The sequence below is a fragment of the Halomonas sp. M1 genome, assembly GCF_029581375.1.
Taxonomy (GTDB): Bacteria; Pseudomonadota; Gammaproteobacteria; order Pseudomonadales; family Halomonadaceae; genus Vreelandella.
Genome location: NZ_CP121119.1, coordinates 1,898,775 through 1,915,171, shown reverse-complemented (window position 1 = coordinate 1,915,171; position 16,397 = coordinate 1,898,775). Strand labels below are relative to the sequence as shown.

Genomic DNA, 16,397 nt, shown 5'->3' with positions numbered 1-16,397 from the left:
TTTCTAAGACGTTGCGGGGCAACGTCTTAGATCTCGATTTTGGTGGGGCATGGGCTTGGCGGGTTCACGTTAAGCACGCTTCTTAGATGATGCCTGCGTGGCGCAGTTTGGCGCGGGTTTCGTGATCAATGCCCAGTTCATCCAGCACGTCGTCGGTATGCTGACCAAGCGTTGGGCCGCCGTCGCCAATTCGCCCAGGGGTAGCGCTAAGCTTTGGCAGCACGCCGGGTACTTTTAGCGGTTTGCCGTTGGGGCGGGTAAAGGTTTGAATCATCTCCCGCGCTAGGTAATGGGGGTCAACGGCAATATCTTCGGCGGTATACGGATAGCCCACTGGCACACGGGCACCGTCCAGCGCCTCTAAGATGGCCTCCCGAGGGCGCTCTTCAGTCCAGGCCTGAATAGCGGCATCAATCATCTCGGCGTGCTGGCTGCGCCCATCGTTATGAGCCAGTGCTGGGTCGCAGCCGAGATCATCCCGTCCAATGACACTCATCAAGCGTTTGAAGATGCTATCGCCGTTACCGGCAATCAGCACGTAATCGCCGCCCTGACAGCGGTAAGCGTTGGAAGGGGTAATGCCGGGCAGGGCGCTGCCGCTGGGTTCGCGAACCTGGCCGCTGGCATCGAACTCCGGCAGCAGGCTCTCCATCATCGCAAACACCGATTCATATAGCGCCACATCGATCTCTTGGCCTAAGCCACTGCGGTTGCGCTCCTGGAGCGCTAGCAGGGTGCCGATGACCGCGTAGAGGGCAGAAAGGGAATCACCAATGCTTACGCCCACGCGTACCGAAGGCTCCCCCGGTTGGCCTGTGAGGTAACGCAGCCCTCCCATGGCTTCGCCAATGACACCAAAGCCGGGCTTGTCGCGGTACGGTCCTGTCTGCCCGTAGCCGGATATATGCGCCATGATCAGCCGGGGGTTGAGTTTTGAGAGCGCTTCATAACCCAGTCCCCAGTTCTCAAGCGTGCCGGGGCGGAAATTTTCAACTACCACATCGGCCTCGGTGGCAAGCTGGCGTACCAGACGTTGGCCCTCTTCACTGCGTAAATCCAGGGCCACCGAGCGCTTGTTGCGGGTCTGGACGTGCCACCACAGCGAGGTGCCGTCTTCAATTATTCGCCACTTGCGAAGTGGGTCGCCGGTACCGGGCGGCTCAATCTTAATCACATCGGCACCGAATTCACCCAGCAGTTTGGTGGCGAAAGGCCCGGCAATCAGTTGGCCGAGCTCAAGCACTTTTAAGCCCTGTAGCGGAAGCTGGCGCGCTTCGGAAACATTCATGAAGGCCTCTCTCTGTGCGACTAATGATTATGCTGAAACGGGTGGCGTGGCTGCCAAAACGATGGGGTGTTGAGAAGAGAGAAATAGGTTTGCTTCGCCCCATCATACAATCTGAGCCAGGGGCGAAGCATATTAGGGGTGGAGATTATCCATCAGCATTAATGCGCTCAATAATGCCAGTGAGTGCACTTTCAGCTTGTTCGTTATCTATTTGGCAGGTTCCCGCATTTAAGTGCCCGCCGCCGCCGTAGCTAAGGCATAGCTCACCAATATTCGTGTGGCTTGAGCGGTTGAGTATCGATTTACCAATCGCCAGCACGGTGTTCTGCTGCTTAAGCCCCCACATAACATGAATAGAGACATTGCACTCGGGGTATAGGGCATAAATCACAAAGCGATTGGTGGCGTAAATCGTCTCTTCGTTACGCAGGTCTAGCACCACTAAACTGCCATGTACGGTGGCGCAGCGCTGAATCTGTTCTTTCGCTAATTGTTCGTGCTCACGGTAGAGCGCTGTGCGTTCTTGAACATCATCAAGGGCGAGAATCTCGTCGATGGTATGTTCACGGCAGTAGTCAATCAGCTTCATCATCAATTGATAGTTGGAAATGCGGAAGTCGCGGAAGCGACCCAGGCCCGTGCGCGCATCCATGATGAAATTAAGCAGTACCCAGCTCTGAGGGTTTAAAATTTCCTCTTTGTTAAACTGAGCTGAGTCGCCTTTATCAACGGCCTCCATCATATCGTCCCAGCGGGCGGGGAAGGCGTCATGGCCGCCGTAATACTCCCAGACCACACGAGCAGCGGATGGCGCATCGGCGTTAATGATGTGGTTGTCTGCCCGCTCCACATTACGCACGGTCTCGCTTAAATGGTGGTCGAAGGCCAAGTGGCAGCCGGGTACATAGGGAAGGTTGGTTGTGATGTCGTTGGCATCGATATCAATCTTGCCATCCTGCATATCTTTTGGATGCACGAAGGTGATTTCATCAATAAGGCGTAGGTGCTTGAGCAGTGCACCGCATACCAACCCATCAAAATCGCTGCGGGTAACTAAACGAAACGTGGAGGCTTGTTGCGTAGGCATTATTTTTCTCATGACGATGAAGGTCATCAAAAGATACCAGTAGTCACTAAGGGTTAAAACAAACCATCCAGGCTTATCGTCGCTTGCTCCAACGGTTTAGCCAACGTACAGCGGAGCATCTTGGCATGGGCACCTAGGGCTCATGTGTCATTAGTAAACAATTAAAAGCGCCTTAAACATTAACCAGGCGCAGAGTTGGCACAGTGTTTTTGTTTTTAAACAATTGATTTTTATAATTTATATTTTTTATTGGCATTTTTTGGTATGGCCTGTGCAATGAGTTTGGTAAGAGCGAAATGTCAGGAAGGCATGACGCTTTTACCAAGAAGCCATATGAGGAGGCATGATGATGAAGAAGGATTCTTTAAAGAAACTCGGCATCCTAGGTGTATCTTTCGGCCTGATGGCCAGCCCATTAGCTTTCGCTGGAATGGAAGGCAATGACGAGTACGAGCCGACTCCGCAAGAAGAGACCATGCAGGACGATCAAGGCTCTTTCAACTCTTATGACACTGAGCATGAGCACGACGCCACTACTGAGTTTGAAGAGGAAGAGCAAGAATTTACGTATGAAGAGGACGATGAGCAGGATCAGTGGGAAACTGAGGAAGAAGATGATACCGCTTGGTAATCTCTAACCTGCTAAAGGATTAATCGCTTCAACGTCTCATGGATGAGATAAAAAATGCCCCGCCAGCTGCGGGGCATTTTTGGTGCGCGCGTTACCTACCCTCTGTGTGCTGTAAATATCATCGATAGCAGGTTTTAAAGCTCATCCCATTTTCCATCCAGGCATAGCGATAGCAGATATCGCTAATTAACCCATATTACGGGTATAGTCCTCCTCCTTATTTACTAGCTGCGGTTAGCGCAGTGTTTTATAGGTCGTACAGAAAAAGAGAAGAGAGCCATGGAGCAGGAACAAGCGCCGCGCTGGTGGGCGGTGGTCGCCGTGATGACCGGTATTTTTCTATTGGTGACTGCAGAACAACTGCCGATTGGTTTGCTTTCTCAAGTCTCTTCTTCAATGGGGGTTACGCCGGGCATGGCGGGGTTGATGGTGACGGTGCCTGGCGTGGTTGCTGCGTTTTCAGCGCCTTTACTACCCGTCGCTGTGGGGCGCTTAGATCGACGCATCATGCTCACGGTACTCATGGTTGTCATGGTGGTGGGGAGTTTACTCTCGGCGTTTGCGAGCAGTTTTGGTCAGCTGTTGGCCGCCCGTGTGCTGGTGGGACTAAGCATTGGTGGCTTTTGGGCCGTTGCAGGCGGTATCGCACCACGCTTAGTGCCTGAAGCTCAGGTGCCTAAAGCGATGACAATGATTTTTGGTGGCGTTGCGGCGGCATCGGTGCTCGGCGTGCCATTAGGCACGCTGCTGGGGGACTACAGCAACTGGCGTGTGGCCTTTGGAGCGTTAGGGGGCTTTAGTTTATTAACGGCTATTGCGCTATGGTGCTGGCTGCCGCCACTACCACCGCGCGAGCCGGTGCGCCTGCGGGTGCTTGCTCAGCAGTTTAGCAATCGCGGCGTGCGCGTGGCGGTCTTAACCACGGGCTTTGTGGTGGTTGGGCACTTCGCGGCTTACACGTTTATCAGCCCGATTCTGCAAGAAATCAGTGGGATTTCTCAACGCCATGTGGGCAGCCTACTGCTGCTTTATGGAGCAGCGGGCATCATGGGTAATATAGCGGCGGGTATGTTTGCTGGGCGTCACCCTTATCGCGCCGTGCTGGTTATTCCTAGCTTGTTGCTCATTGTCGTAGCCGCTTTTCCACTGTTAGGCGGGCAGCCGAGCAGCGGTGTGATGCTATTGATGGTGTGGGGAGCGGTATTTGGCAGCGTCTCGGTCAGTATTCAGACGTGGATTATACGCACAGCGCCAAACACCGAGGCGGCCACTGCGCTAATGGCGTTTACGTTTAATATGTCGATTGGCCTGGGGGCCATGTTGGGTGGGCAAGTGATGGATAGCACTAGCTTACCCATCGCCATGTGGATAGCGTCTGGCTTGTTCTTAGTCGGCGCATTACTGGTGCTGAGGACACCCAGCACGGTGGTAGGCGTAAAAGCTCGCTGAAATGGCCGCGCTGTTTTACACGAATAAACATTAAAAAAGCCCTGGTCGTTTGAAATGACGAGGGCTTTTTCATAATTGCGAAGAGGCTTTAAGCCGGTAGGTGATGCCTAGGCGTTAAGGGCGTTCAATCGCCAGCGCAACGCCTTGCCCGCCGCCAATACACAATGTTGCGAGGCCTTTTTTGGCGTCACGCGCGATCATCTCATGCAGCAGCGTAACCAGCACACGGCAACCGGAGGCGCCGATCGGGTGGCCCAGGGCAATCGCGCCGCCGTTGACGTTGACCTTGGACGTATCCCAGCCAAGCTCTTTGTTTACCGACAGTGCTTGGGCGGCAAAGGCTTCGTTGGCTTCAACTAGATCCAGGTCGTCCAGGCTCCAGCCCGCTTTTTCCAAGCAGCGGCGGGTGGCCGGTGCGGGGCCAATGCCCATAATCGCAGGGTCAACGCCAGCGTTCGCGTAGGCAGCAATGCGCGCTAGTGGCTCAAGGCCAAGTTCTTTGGCTTTTTCTGCGGAGCAAAGCATGACGACGGCTGCGCCATCATTGAGTGATGAAGCGTTACCCGCGGTCACGGTACCGTCTTTTTTAAACGCTGGGCGCATGCCGCCAAGCTTTTCAGCCGATACTTCGCGTGGGTTTTCGTCGGTATCAAACACCACCGGATCGCCTTTGCGCTGTGGAATTTCCACCGGCACGATTTGCCCTTTGAACTTGCCCTCTTTGATGGCGGCAGCTGCTTTCTGCTGAGACGCAGCGGCAAATTCATCCATCGCTTCGCGGGTAATACCGTACTTTTCGGCTAAGTTTTCGGCGGTAATGCCCATGTGGTAGTTATTGAAAGCGTCCCACAGGCCGTCGTGAACCATGGTGTCGATCGCTTTCCAATCACCCATTCGCTGGCCGTTACGGGAATTAGGCAACACGTGGGGCGATGCGGACATATTCTCCTGGCCGCCAGCCAAAATGAGCTCGGCATCGCCGCAACGAATCGCCTGGGTGGCTAGGTGAAGCGCTTTCAAGCCAGAGCCGCAGACTTTGTTAATCGTCATGGCGGGGACAGATTCGGGAAGACCTGCTTTGATCACCGCCTGACGCGCAGGGTTTTGGCCCACGCCTGCGGTAAGCACCTGGCCGAGTAATACTTCATCGACTTGGTCAGGGGCAACGCCGGTTGAGGCGAGAATATCTTTGATCACCAAGGCGCCTAGGTCACTCGCTGGAATACCTGCGAGGGAACCGCCGAAAGCGCCTACGGCGGTGCGGCGTGCCGCAACAATGACTACTTCTTGCATAAAATGACTCCTGGAGTAAATAACAGACACTCTGAAACCAATTGCCTGATAGGCGTACTCTGCTAGCCGTATCTCTCAGCCGTCTCTTCAGCATAGGGGAAGGGTGTGCATTGCGGCAATACGCAATTGTGAGCAAATAAAAACGGGCCGATCTACGGCCCATTTTTAAGTACGCTTGCTCAGTTATTCGGCTTAGGCTAACTGCACTGGAATCGCGTTGCTGGTATGGCTAACGTGATTGCCTTCTTGCAGATACACCAGTGCGGGCTGGTGGTTGTCCAGCTCAGCATCGGAGTAGTGAGCATAGCTGCAAATAATAATACGATGCCCTGGGGCCGCTAAGTGCGCAGCCGCGCCGTTAATGGAAATTAGCCGGGAGCCCTCTTCACCGCGAATAGCGTAGGTAGTGAAGCGCTCACCGTTTTCTACGTTATAAATTTGAATCTGTTCGTTTTCGCGAATCCCCGCCATATCGAGAAGGTCGCCATCGATAGCGCAGGAGCCTTCGTAGTTGAGTACCGCGTGAGTAACGCGAGCCATATGCAGCTTGGCTTTGAGCATAATGGTATGCATGGTAACTCCTAAATAGCGAAGCTAGCCTAGCGGCTAGCGTCAGTAGTCGTGCTTGGCAGCTGCACGCTGAGGTTGTCGATAAGCCGGGCAGGGCCTAGCTTCGCGGCAGCTAGCATTACCGCTTGGCGCGTGGTGGCGGTTACTGGGCCAAGGGTGGTATCGCGCAGCTCAAGGTAATCGGGCGTAAAGCCGGCATCATACAGGGTCGTTTTGCCCTGTTGTAGTACCTGTTCGATGGATTCGCCGCGTTCCAGCGCGTCCCTAAGTGTACAGAGAGTGCGATAGAGCATCGGAGCCGTGGTGCGCTCTTGCTCGTTTAGGTATCCATTCCGCGAAGAGAGCGCCAAGCCGTCCTCGGCACGCACAATAGGCACGCCGATAATCTCAATGGGCACATGTAGATCGCTCACCAGCTTACGAATCACCGCGAGCTGCTGGTAATCCTTCTCGCCAAAGCAGGCAACGTCTGGCTGTACGAGGTTAAACAGCATGCTGACGACGGTAGATACGCCGTCGAAATGCCCAGGTCGTGAGCCACCGCACAGGCCTTCGCCTACGACGGGTACGTGTACTTTGGTTTGGGCAGTCAGGCCGTTTGGGTAGAGCGCGCTAACCGTTGGGGCGAACAAAATATCGCAGCCTGCATCGCTCAGCTTTGCGTGATCTGCCTCAAACGTGCGTGGGTATGCATCAAGGTCTTCACCGGGACCAAACTGCATGGGGTTCACAAACAGGCTGGCCACCACGATATCAGCATGTTGGCGGGCCCGCGCGACGAGCGCCAGGTGGCCTTCATGCAGGTTGCCCATGGTGGGCACCAGTGCAATGCGCTGGCCGTCTAAGCGGTGCTCGCCTAGAGCGCTACGTAGTTCGTTGATGTCTCGTAAAGTACGCATAAGAGAAGTTTCGTCGTTCACAGGCTACAAAAGTGAAAACACCGCTTAAAAACAGTGTTCCGGTGCTGGGAAGGCGCGAGTTTTGACCGCTTCATGGTAGTCCTGAAAAGCGTTCTGAATGCTATCTGCGTCGACCATAAAGTTTTTCACAAAGCGTGGTGTGCGACCGTGGGTAACGCCAAGGACATCGTGCATTACCAGGATCTGTCCATCGGTATCGGGGCCTGCACCAATGCCAATGACCGGTACGTCCAGGGCCTCAGTAACGGCTTTGCCTAAGCTTGCCGGGACGCACTCAAGCAGAATTACCGAGGCACCTGCTTCAACCAGCACTTTGGCATCGTTGATAATTTGCTCAGCCTGGGCGGCTTCGCGGCCCTGCACTTTATACCCGCCCATTTGATAGACCGTTTGCGGCGTTAAGCCGAGGTGCGCGCAAACCGGCACGCCGCGACGAGTGAGCTCGCGGATGCCTTCAGCCATCCATGCCTCGCCTTCTACTTTGACCAGCTCGGCGCCCGCGCGCATCAAGGCAGCCGCATCTTCCAGCAGGCGTTCAGTAGTGGCATTGCTCATAAACGGCAAATCAACCATGAGCAGGCTGTGCCCTTTGCCACGCGCCGCACAGCGGGTGTGGTAGCAGATATCGTCGATGGTGACGGGGAGGGTGCTGCTGTGCCCTTGCAAGACCATGCCTAGGGAGTCGCCCACTAGTAAGACATCAATGCCTGCATCGCTGGCAGCATGGGCAAAGGAGGCATCGTAAGCGGTCAGGCAGCTGAACGTTTCGCCGGCGCGTTTGTACGCCTGCAGAGTGCTCAGGGTGACGGTTTTCATGGCGTGCTCTCGTTTTCTACGTGGGGCCGATACATCACTAAGGAAGCCGACCGTTATTAACGCTGCATCCTTGCATGCGTGAAGTGGCGTAACCGGCAATTGTTACCTGAATGGGGGCGTGGTGTCGAGATTTGTGTCAGCTGGTAGCAGTGACGGTGACACTTTTGGGGGCTTCAGCGTTAGATATGCGTTTTATAGCAGAGTGATCTAATTGGGTAAGCCATTGATCCAGCGTCTGCTGGTGCAGCATTAGCGGTTGTTCGGCAGCAGCGGCGGATACTTCGGCTAAAGGTACTAGAACAAAGGCACGTTCGTGCATATGCGGATGGGGTACCCGCAGTCGTGGGCGCTCAATCGTCTGCTGTCCGTAGAGTAGTAGGTCTAAATCCAGCGTGCGGGGTCCCCAGTGACGTAAGCGCTGGCGGCGATGGCGCTGCTCTAACGCTTGAAGCTGGTCTAGCATCGCCAGGGGGGAAAGCGCTGTTTTGATAACCGCTACGGCATTAATAAAATCAGGCTGGTCTTGCGGCCCTAAGGGGGGCGTTGCATAGAGCGATGACTGGGCCACTAGCGAGCTGAGAGGCAGGCCACCGAGTTCGTCAAGGGCTTGGCGTACCTGCGCGACCGGGTTTTCCAGGTTGCTGCCTAATCCGATATAAGCAAGCGCCATCGGGATGCTCACGGGTCGGTTTTGCGTGGCTTGCGGCGTTTTTTACGGCGGCGGTCACCTTGGCTTGCCGGGTCGCTGCCAACTTTTTGCAGCAGCCGGCGCTGTTCGTGTTCATCACCATGCTGGAACGCGGTCCACCAGTCGCCCAGGCCACGCGGTATTTCGCCCGCCTGTTCACGCAGTAATAGCAAATCATAGGCGGCACGGAAGCGCGGGTGCTCGCGGGTCTGAAAAGCGCGTTTGCCACGGCGCATGGGCAGGCGTGCCTGTAGTTCCCAAATCTCACGCATCGGCATCCCAAAGCGCTTGGGAATTGAGATGTGTTGAAGCTGACGAGAGACCACTTCTTGGGAGGCAGTTTGCAGCGCAGGGATGGCAGGCATGCCTTCGCGCTCAAGCTCTGCCTGGCGATGTGCCACCGGTGCCCATAAAAATGCGGCTAGCAGGAAGGCCGGCGTAACTGGACGGTCTTCCGCAATGCGCTTATCGGTATTGGTAAGTGCTTGTTCAATGAGTTCTTCGGCCCAGGCCGCGTCCGCCATGGCTTCTTCCGCTTCAGGGAAGAGCATGCCAAACAGGTTGTAATGGCTGAGTAGGCGGAAGGTGACTAAGCCATGCCCCGACATAAACAGTTTCAGCACCTCATCAAACAGACGGGCAGGCGGAATCTGTAGCAGCAGTGGCGCTAGGTCAAACATCGGCTCTTCGGTCGCCGGGTCGATGGTGAAATCTAGCTTGGCAGCGAAACGCACGGCTCTTAGCATGCGCACGGGGTCTTCCCGGTAGCGTGTTGCCGGGTCGCCAATCAGGCGCAGGGTGCGTGATTTAATATCCTGGGCGCCATTGGCGAAATCATGAATAGTGAAGTCGGCAATGTTGTAGTACAGCGCATTGACGGTGAAGTCGCGGCGTAGGGCGTCCTCTTCAATATTGCCCCACACGTTATCACGCAGCAGTAGGCCCGCATCGGACTGCTGGGCGATATGGTCGCCGTGCTCGTCCTGGGGCTTGCCACGGAAGGTGGTGACCTCAATCACCTCACGGCCAAACCGCACGTGCACAATGCGAAAGCGTCGACCAATCATGCGTGAGTTACGGAACAGATCGCGCACTTGTTCTGGCGTAGCGTTCGTCGCGACGTCAAAATCTTTAGGCATTTTGCCTAGCAGTGCATCGCGAATGCAGCCACCTACCAAGAAAGCATCGAATCCGGCGCTGTTAAGGCGATGTAGAACTTTTAAAGCGGCATCGCTGATCTGCTGACGAGAAACAGGGTGCTCGGAGCGCGGGATAATGCGGGGGCTGAGAGGCTCAACGGCGCTCTCTGGGGAATCGAGCAGGGATTTCAATTGCTCTCCCGGGCTATGTAAGAAACGGGTAAATCCTTTGAACATGCGGCGATATCGACTCGCAGGGTATAGAAAAAGTGGCTGTACAATTAGCAGTAAGTTGCTGAGTGTAGCCGACCCCTTAAGGCTTGCAAAGCGTCTATGGTGGGTTTGGTCGATGCTAAGGCCTATAAACGCAGAAAGGGGAAGCTAAGCAAGCCTCCCCTATAAAGCAGACAATCAGCGTCCATGCTGCTGTTTTTCTTCATGATGGCACATCGCCCTGAATACGCACCGCAGTCGGTAGGCGTAAGAACCAGTCTGATTCCGACCGCCTCGTATTCAAAACAATAATCCAACCGCGAACTTTGTCTACCCGGCTTATTGTTGTTGGCTCCGGGGTGTACACACGACCTGCTGTTATTTTTGTTTGGTTGCAGGTAACTCGTTGTACGTCGCGTCCATTTGGGCACTTGCTGGCGTTGTTATTGTTATTCGCTGCGCTTGTTCTATCTATCTTTTGCTTAGCGCAAGCAAGTTGTGAGACTCAAGCCTGTTGTTTTTGTTAGTGCTGTTATCTCTACCTGGCCCTGTTGTTTTTGTTTTGGCTCAGGTCGGGGCGGTGTCATGTTGTTTTTGTTAGCGACTTACCGCGCTGCCCAGTTTGTTTTTCTTACCCAGTAATAGTGCACTCGCCGTGCCACTCATTGGATATATCATACATTTCATAAACTTGGCGTTTTAGCGTGATGCCAGGGAACTAATAGCAACAGAAAGTGTTACCCCGCTTGCGGGGTTTTTTAACGGTGGTTGTGTGGGAAGGTAACAGTCGTGAGGTAACGATTTTTGGATGTTTCTTATTAAAATCAGTGTATTAGACATTGGTCGTAGGCGTAGGCATTGATGCCGCTGTGAGCACTGCCTAACTAGGTCGGCGGGCGGTTTTCTTGCGTGGAATGCCCAACCGCTGGCGGCGCTCCCAGAGATTTTTTCGGCTAATGCCAAGCTTTTGTGCCAGTTCTGTTTCACTCATTTGATCCTGGTGCTCTAGCACAAAGTGCTGAAAGTAATCTTCTAGAGAGAGATCGTCCTCTTCGGCAGGCGTTTGGACATCGTTGCCAAGGGGCGCCGGATGGACGGTGGGGGTGGGGGCGGTTAGTCACTGGCCCTAGGCCAAGATCATCTGGGTGAATCAGGTGCCCTTCAGCCAGAATGACTCCGCGTTCTAGTGCGTTCTCCAGCTCCCGTACGTTTCCGGGCCACGGGTAGTCCTGTAAATCTTGGCGCGCTGCCCGCGATAGCCTTAGCCCTTGGCGCTCGTGGCGCTTACAGGCTTTGTCTAGCAGGATATCGGCGATTTTTAGGACGTCTTCTTCGCGCTCACGTAGGGGCGGCAGTTCGATCTGCATCACGTTCAGGCGGTAGTAAAGGTCAAGACGAAACTCGCCGCTTTTTGAGAGCGCGCGTAAATCCCGGTGGGTAGCGGCGATCAGGCGGACATCCACATGGCGGGTTTCGACAGAGCCGATTTTACGAATTTCACCTTCTTGCAGTACGCGTAACAGGCGTGCCTGGGCATCCAACGGTAGCTCTCCAATTTCATCAAGGAAAAGCGTACCGCCGTCGGCGGCTTCCACTAGCCCAGTGCGGGCAGCGCTGGCGCCGGTAAAGGCGCCTTTTTCGTGGCCGAACAGTTCCGACTCAATTAGCGTTTCAGGAATTGCCGCGCAGTTAACGCAGATTAGGGATGCTTTTGCGCGTTTGCTTTGCTGGTGAATGGCGCGGGCCACTAGCTCTTTGCCGGTACCAGACTCCCCTTGGATCAGCACGGTAACATCTGCCGGTGCGGTTTTGCGGATGCGGGTGTACACCTGCTGCATGGCGGCGCAGTTGCCAATCATGGTCTGGCGCCCACCCCCTTCGTCAGTAATATCCGGCGGGGTGCCTTGCTGCATCGACTGCTTGTGCAGGATACGTTCAACGGTTTCTAACAGCTCGGTGTGATCAAACGGCTTTGCTACGTAGTCCACGGCCCCCTGTTTTAGGGCATCTACGGCAGAGCGCATGCTGGCGTAGCTGGTCATAATAAGCACCGGCGCAGGCGCTGCCGCCGTGATCAGCGTAGTGCCCGGCTCCCCTGGAAGGCGCAGATCGCTGATGATGAGGTCAAATTCGTTAAGCGGCAGAGCAATTGCTTCTTCAGCGCTGGCGGCCTCGCTCACGGTATAGCCATGGCGGTCGAGTAAGCGTTTTAGGGCGCTGCGAATAATCGCTTCATCTTCAACAATCAGTATCCGGGGCATGGGGTGAAAGATCATCCTGTTGGTAGAGCGGTAGCCAGAGGGTAATGGCGGTGCCGCAAGGCTGGCCGGGAGGTGGCGAGGCCACGTCTATTTTGCCTTGATGTTCGTTAATAATTTGATACGCCAACGATAGTCCAAGCCCAGTGCCTTCACCCGCAGGTTTAGTGGTCGTAAACGGCTCGAAAAGGCGATCTTTAACGCTGGGTGCAATGCCGTGACCATCGTCGCTTACGAGCCACCAGGCATGGTTGGCGTCTGTACCCGCTTCAATGCGGATATTGCCTTGCGGCTGGCAGGCATCCCTGGCGTTACTTAGTAAATTAACCATTACCTGAGTTAAGCGCTGGTCATCGCCGCGTACCACGATATTGCCAGGGCAGTGGTTAGTGAAGATGACATCCTCTCCTGAGCGGCCTAAGTGGATCAAGTGCAAGGCGTCTTCGCTAATAGTCTTAAGTGTCACGGGCGAAGCAGGCAGTGGCACGGTTTGACGCCCGCCGTGAGCAAAGCCTACCAGTGAGTTGACGATTTTAGTAACCCGCTGGGTAAGCTGTTGAATTTGATCCGCGGTTTCCAGTAATGCGGGATCCTCGGTATCGTAGCGCAGGTTTTGTGCCAGCGATGAAATGCCGGTAATGGGATTGCCGATTTCATGGGCAACCCCTGCGGCAAGCTGGCCGATAGAGGCTAGCCGGGCCGCGTGCACCAACTCATCTTCGAGCCACTTCATCTCAGTGTGGTCTTCCACCAGAATAACGCTGCCGCCCCGGCTGTCGTGGCCGCTAAGCACCGCTTGATGCAAGGTTAGAAAGTAGTCTCTACCGTGCAATGCTACCGCTTGCTTGTACAGGGGGGTATGGGTGGCGCTAAGCACGCTGCCGAGCAGAGTAGGCCAGGGAGCTGGCAGGCTATCTCGGTGGGAGCCAATCACGCTATCACCGCTAATGCCCGAGAGTTTAGAGAGTGCTTGGTTCCACATCAGTAGCTCATCGTCATCCCCCAATACGCATAGCCCGACGGGTAGCTTGGCCAGGGTTTGGCGGTGGTGGCGGCGCAGCCCGTCAAGCTCGCGGGCAAGTCCGGTTAAGCGTGAGCGGTAGGCTTCAAGTCGGCTTTCAACAAAGTGGATGTCATCGGTAAGCGGCGCGTCGTTGTGGCGATAGGGAAGGTAGCGATCAACGATATCCCTGGCTACGGATGGCCCCATTAGGCCGGAGAGGTTGGCCTGAATCCGGTCGCGAAGGCGGCGCAGTGCGTAGGGGCGCCGCTCCTGAGGGGTAAAATTAAGCGCCTTTAGGGCACGCTCAACTTCACGCTCAGCAGCTTCATCCCCCACTGCTTGAGCAAGATGCGCGGTAAAATCACCGGCCGTCGCAGCTTCTAGCGGCAAGCGCTTGGAGCGGATGACAGCATCTACTGAACAGGCTTCAGCCGCTGAACGCTCGCCCTCTGAGGTACGGGTAAACAGTGATACTAGGATGAGTAGCAAAATATTAACGGCAAGGGACGTTAGTGTGACGTTATACCAGTGTGGCGAATCGGTCGGCAGTGAATGCATGAAAAAAAGCGTTGTCACCGAGATATCAAAAAGCAGTGGCAGCCAAACGCCCGCTAGCCAGACTGAGATACCGCCAATCAATCCTGCCACCATGCCTTTACGATTAGCGCCTGGCCAGTAAAGCAGCGCGAGCATCCCAGGTAGGCATTGGGCCATGCCCACAAAAGCGGTTAATCCAAGGTTAGTGAGTGAGTGGTAGCGTCCAACACTTTCGGCAAATAGCCAGCCCCCGAAAATAACGGCCACCACTAATCCGCGTCTAAGCCAAAGTAGCCAGCCGTATAGATCGTTTTGTGCTTCGGGGGGGCGTGCGACGAGTACCACGTGATTTAGCAGCATGCCGGAAAGCGCCAGCGCAATCATCATCATGGTGCCGCTGGCGGCCGCTAAGCCGCCAATAAACGCCAGCGCCCCGACCCACCAGTGCTCTGTCATGACATAGGCTGCATAAGCGGCCATAGGGACTGACTCATTGGTGGACTGCGCTGCCCACCAAATGAGCGGTACCGGCAGTGCCATCAGCAGTAAAAATAGCGGTAGCGACCAACTGGCCTGCAGCAGCGTATGGCGGGAAAGACTTTCGGCAAAGGTGATTTGAAAGAGGTGCGGCATCATAAAGGCGGCGGCAAAAAACAGCAGTAGCAACGTGCGCCATTGCGGCGCTTCTAGCTGTGGGGTCGCGGCCTGAGCCGCTGCCCCCGGGCCTTCTAGCCACTGTTGTAAATCTTGTGGGCCATCAAACACCCACCATAGCGCAATAGCGCCTAGCCCAAGCATGGCTAAAAGCTTAATGATGGATTCAAAGGCAATCACGCTAAGCAGTGTATCGTGGCGGTGTCGGTGGCTATGCCGTGCGCCGAACAGCACGGCGCAGCCCGCAATCACGGCGCAGAATAAGAGGGCCACTGCCGCGCTAAAACGGCTACCGGTTAGCAGGTGTATTGTATCGCTAAGGGTTTGTACCTGAATGCCCAGCAGCGGCATTACCGCCAAGAGGCTAAGCAGGGTGACCACAGTGCCGACCCAGCGCGAGCGAAAGCGAAAAGCAAACAGATCGGCCAGCGACGAGAGCTGGTAAGTGCGGGTGATGCGTTGAATAGGCACGAGCAGCACAGGCGCAAGCAAAAAAGCGCCCGCAGCGCCCAGATAGTAGGCTAAATAGCCAAACCCTGCTTTGGAGGCGAACTCAATGCTGCCGTAAATGGCCCATGCGCTGGCATAGACGCCTAGCGCCAGGGTATACACCACTGGGTGACGGGTAACGCGTACTGGCACCCAGCCGCGCTCTACGGCCATGCCACAGCCAAACAGGAGCGCGAGGTAGCCAAGGCCTAGAAGCAGTACACCGAGTAACTCAACGCTCATCTAACTTCCTCTTTTGCTCTAGCCACAGCGTTAGCGCAATCAGGCCGCCCCAGATAGCAAACGGTCGGTACCAGGCGATACTGGGGTCGCCCCAGCCGTCCATGAGCAGTGGCGAGAGCAGGTAGCCCCCAAATACAAGAAACAGCATGATGCGATAAACGTACATGTCAGTGCTCCGAGGGTAATGCACGGTGGTGGAAAGGCCTTAACTGCTCAATCGACCAGTGTGCTATTGCCCAGTTTAACTGTGTTTCAGGGGCTTCCTGGGCCAACTCGGCGGGCGGTGTTTGGTCAAGCGCTTGAAGCGCTTGAAATAGCTGGCGACGAATATCATCAGCACGCTCTGCCAGCGCGGGGGCCATATTCTGCTTAGAGAGCTTTTGGCCTTCATCCGTCACGATCAGTGGTAGGTGGAGATAGCGCGGTGTCGGTAAGCCAAGTGCTTTTTGTAGTTGGCCTTGCCAAGGGGTGTTGTCCAGCAGATCGTAGCCCCTGACGACATCGCTAATCGCCTGCTCGGCATCGTCCACCACGACGGCAAGCTGGTAGGCCCAGAGGTTGTCTTTACGCTTTAAGACCACGTCGCCCTGTGTGGCGGGATCGAACAGCTGGTGGCCAAATAAGCGGTCGTGCCACGTAATGGGGCGTTTGGCTAAGTCGCTGCGTAGCCGCCAGGCGACGGGCTTGTTGGTCTCGCGCTGCCCGTTGCGGCACCAGCCAGGATAAATCGCGAACGCTTGCCACTGCTTTCGTGAGCAGCTGCAGGGGTAGGCCAAGCCTTGCGACATCAAGCAGTCTAATGCGTGCTGATAGGCAGCCTGGCGGCTATGTTGCCACGTTACCTCTTCGTCCCAGTGCAGGCCAAAGGCTTCAAGCTGGCGCAGAATAGTGCTGTCGGTGCCCGCTGGACAGCGCGGTGGGTCAATGTCCTCAATGCGTACCAGCCACGTTCCCCCCGCTGCTCGGGCATCTAGAAAGCTGCCTAAGGCTGCGACTAACGAGCCAAAGTGGAGAGGCCCTGATGGCGTGGGAGCAAAGCGCCCCCGGTAGCAAGCGGTCTGTATCATGGGTGCCAATAGCAATTTCAATTAAATGACCAACAAAAACGGGCACCCTAAA

Annotated in this window: 13 protein-coding genes and 1 pseudogene; 2 read left to right on the top strand and 12 right to left on the bottom strand. The window is 55.4% G+C overall.

Features of this window, described 5'->3' with window-relative positions; genetic code table 11:
• Window positions 1–82: 82 nt before the first annotated feature.
• Both P8S54_RS08735 and P8S54_RS08730 read right to left on the bottom strand, forming a co-directional pair.
• The gene (locus P8S54_RS08735) at window positions 83–1,288 is read right to left on the bottom strand and encodes a CoA transferase (protein ID WP_281441408.1); all 1,206 of its coding nucleotides are present in this window, start codon (window positions 1,286–1,288) and stop codon (window positions 83–85) included.
• Window positions 1,289–1,433: 145 nt separating this feature from the next.
• On the bottom strand, window positions 1,434–2,375 hold the full coding sequence (locus P8S54_RS08730; RefSeq protein WP_281441407.1) for an exopolyphosphatase: 942 nt from the start codon (window positions 2,373–2,375) through the stop codon (window positions 1,434–1,436).
• Window positions 2,376–2,724: 349 nt separating this feature from the next.
• Here P8S54_RS08730 and P8S54_RS08725 point away from each other — a divergent pair, with 349 nt between their 5' ends.
• Window positions 2,725–3,006 (top strand): hypothetical protein, encoded by a 282-nt coding sequence (locus tag P8S54_RS08725; RefSeq protein ID WP_009101418.1) that lies wholly within the window; start codon window positions 2,725–2,727, stop codon window positions 3,004–3,006.
• 279 nt (window positions 3,007–3,285) lie between these two features.
• Window positions 3,286–4,455: an MFS transporter gene (locus tag P8S54_RS08720; protein ID WP_281441406.1), complete on the top strand. Its 1,170-nt coding sequence runs from the start codon at window positions 3,286–3,288 to the stop codon at window positions 4,453–4,455.
• Between the two features lie 114 nt (window positions 4,456–4,569).
• Here the strand turns inward: P8S54_RS08720 and P8S54_RS08715 are convergent, their stop codons facing one another.
• From P8S54_RS08715 to gluQRS, 10 genes and pseudogenes are all read right to left on the bottom strand, one after another.
• On the bottom strand, window positions 4,570–5,748 hold the full coding sequence (locus tag P8S54_RS08715) for an acetyl-CoA C-acetyltransferase (RefSeq protein WP_281441405.1): 1,179 nt from the start codon (window positions 5,746–5,748) through the stop codon (window positions 4,570–4,572).
• Between the two features lie 192 nt (window positions 5,749–5,940).
• Entirely contained in the window at window positions 5,941–6,321 is a 381-nt protein-coding gene (panD, locus tag P8S54_RS08710; RefSeq protein ID WP_009101425.1) for an aspartate 1-decarboxylase, read from the bottom strand.
• Window positions 6,322–6,347: 26 nt separating this feature from the next.
• Window positions 6,348–7,217, bottom strand: coding sequence for a pantoate--beta-alanine ligase (panC, locus tag P8S54_RS08705; protein ID WP_281441404.1), 870 nt, complete (start codon window positions 7,215–7,217; stop codon window positions 6,348–6,350).
• A 45-nt stretch (window positions 7,218–7,262) separates the two neighbouring features.
• Window positions 7,263–8,054 carry a 3-methyl-2-oxobutanoate hydroxymethyltransferase gene (panB, locus tag P8S54_RS08700; protein ID WP_009101428.1) on the bottom strand — a complete coding sequence of 264 codons (792 nt, stop codon included), beginning with the start codon at window positions 8,052–8,054 and terminating at the stop codon, window positions 7,263–7,265.
• A gap of 136 nt (window positions 8,055–8,190) precedes the next feature.
• Window positions 8,191–8,724, bottom strand: coding sequence for a 2-amino-4-hydroxy-6-hydroxymethyldihydropteridine diphosphokinase (gene folK / locus P8S54_RS08695; protein ID WP_281441403.1), 534 nt, complete (start codon window positions 8,722–8,724; stop codon window positions 8,191–8,193).
• Between the two features lie 8 nt (window positions 8,725–8,732).
• On the bottom strand, window positions 8,733–10,118 hold the full coding sequence (gene pcnB / locus P8S54_RS08690) for a polynucleotide adenylyltransferase PcnB (RefSeq protein ID WP_035540871.1): 1,386 nt from the start codon (window positions 10,116–10,118) through the stop codon (window positions 8,733–8,735).
• Between the two features lie 856 nt (window positions 10,119–10,974).
• Window positions 10,975–12,355 (bottom strand): annotated as a pseudogene (locus tag P8S54_RS08685) (sigma-54 dependent transcriptional regulator).
• A complete protein-coding gene (locus P8S54_RS08680; RefSeq protein ID WP_281441402.1) occupies window positions 12,333–15,278 on the bottom strand; it encodes an ATP-binding protein in 2,946 nt (981 codons plus the stop codon). Before P8S54_RS08680 ends, P8S54_RS08685 begins: the two are co-directional and overlap by 23 nt.
• The gene (locus P8S54_RS08675; protein ID WP_009101435.1) at window positions 15,268–15,444 is read right to left on the bottom strand and encodes a hypothetical protein; all 177 of its coding nucleotides are present in this window, start codon (window positions 15,442–15,444) and stop codon (window positions 15,268–15,270) included. Before P8S54_RS08675 ends, P8S54_RS08680 begins: the two co-directional genes overlap by 11 nt.
• A gap of 1 nt (window position 15,445) precedes the next feature.
• Window positions 15,446–16,345 carry a tRNA glutamyl-Q(34) synthetase GluQRS gene (gluQRS, locus tag P8S54_RS08670; protein ID WP_281441401.1) on the bottom strand — a complete coding sequence of 300 codons (900 nt, stop codon included), beginning with the start codon at window positions 16,343–16,345 and terminating at the stop codon, window positions 15,446–15,448.
• Window positions 16,346–16,397: the final 52 nt, after the last annotated feature.